The 1242-nt window shown below is 47.3% G+C and carries 2 protein-coding genes; both read left to right on the top strand.

Translation table 11 applies throughout. The annotated features are described in order from the left end of the window. The coding region (locus ACQRD3_RS13525; protein WP_427781740.1) for a transposase at positions 1–295 on the top strand (295 nt) is incomplete at its 5' end. Positions 296–604: 309 nt separating this feature from the next. Next, a complete protein-coding gene (locus ACQRD3_RS13520; RefSeq protein ID WP_050617467.1) occupies positions 605–1150 on the top strand; it encodes a hypothetical protein in 546 nt (181 codons plus the stop codon). The last annotated feature ends 92 nt before the right edge of the window (positions 1151–1242 follow it).

Here is a 1242-nt window from a genome sequence, read left to right as displayed (position 1 = left end):
TGTACTGGCAGATCGGGCTTATGGCGCTCGGGCAATTCGGGAATACATCTCAGAGCACGGGGCCAGCTATGTGATCCCGCCGCAGAGCAACATTTCCGATCCCCGGCCGGTTGACTGGCATCTGTATAAGGAGCGCCATCTGGTGGAGTGTTTTTTCCAGAAAATCAAGTGGTTTCGCAGAATCGCCACCAGATATGACAAGTCGGATGCTTCCTTTCTCGCCTTCGTTTATCTTGTCTCCATCGCTATTTTGTTGCTTTGGCACATTCTCTATCTTTTTTCAAACAAGGCCTAAATAAAATCTTTTGAAAAAAGCCCGTTGCACTTTTCGCAGAAAATCGTTTTATTGGATGAGAGCATAAATAGGGCGCTTCAAGTTCTGTCCCAGCTTGGGACACAAATACGCCAATGGCCCGCCGACGGGCGGTGAGGATCGGAGGGGAGTCCAATGGGGTAGAAATTTGACGGTCCGCGGCTTTCCCTATAGACTAAAAAGCGGTGAGGCCGTCAGAAGATTCAGCAAATCAAACTCCGTAGCACAAGTATCCCAGTACCGTTCATCCATGAGGATTCATTTCCCAAACGAGAATAAGGAGATATCATAATGAAAAAGTTCAAAAAGCTCCTGAGTGTCCTGTGCGCCGTCTGCATGATGCTTTCTCTGGCCGTTTCCGCTAGTGCCGCATCTCTTGAGGATGACCCCTATTATTTTGGTATTGATTGGAGCCAGGTCGATACGTCTATGTGTATTCCTGGAACCGAGTATCATCGGTATCCTCAGAGTCCTATCTCTATGCTGGCAACCGCTGACAGAAATGTTTTTAGCGGATGGGTGAGGGGTGTCCCTGCTAATCCTTATCCGGGTACAAGCAATACCACCTTGGTTACTGGACTGACATTTGAAAGTGATGAAACTGGTGTAGTCACAGTTACTTTCACCGATTCACAGGACCCGAGCAAATCGGATGTGAACGTTTCGATTTATGACAAAGATGAGCAGTTGATTTCCGATTATTTCTCGCTGGCCTATAACAGCACTGCTCCTGTCTCAAAGTCTTTTAACGTTGACCCTACCCATGAATACAATCTATTCATAAGCCACCAAGGCTCCGGTCTGCAAAACGTACGACTTACGGTGGATGTAGGCTAAGAAACACCACAGACGTATACTTCTAAGAAGCTTCATAGCAGTTTTCCGTGGCAAGATTTTTCTTGCCACGGAAAACTGCTTGTCAGGAGGGG

It is taken from the genome of Candidatus Pseudoscillospira sp. SGI.172 (assembly GCF_050313575.1).
Lineage (GTDB): Bacteria > Bacillota > Clostridia > Oscillospirales > Oscillospiraceae > Vermiculatibacterium.
The sequence above is the reverse complement of the archived record's forward strand: the minus strand, read 5'-3'. Positions and strand labels throughout refer to the sequence as shown.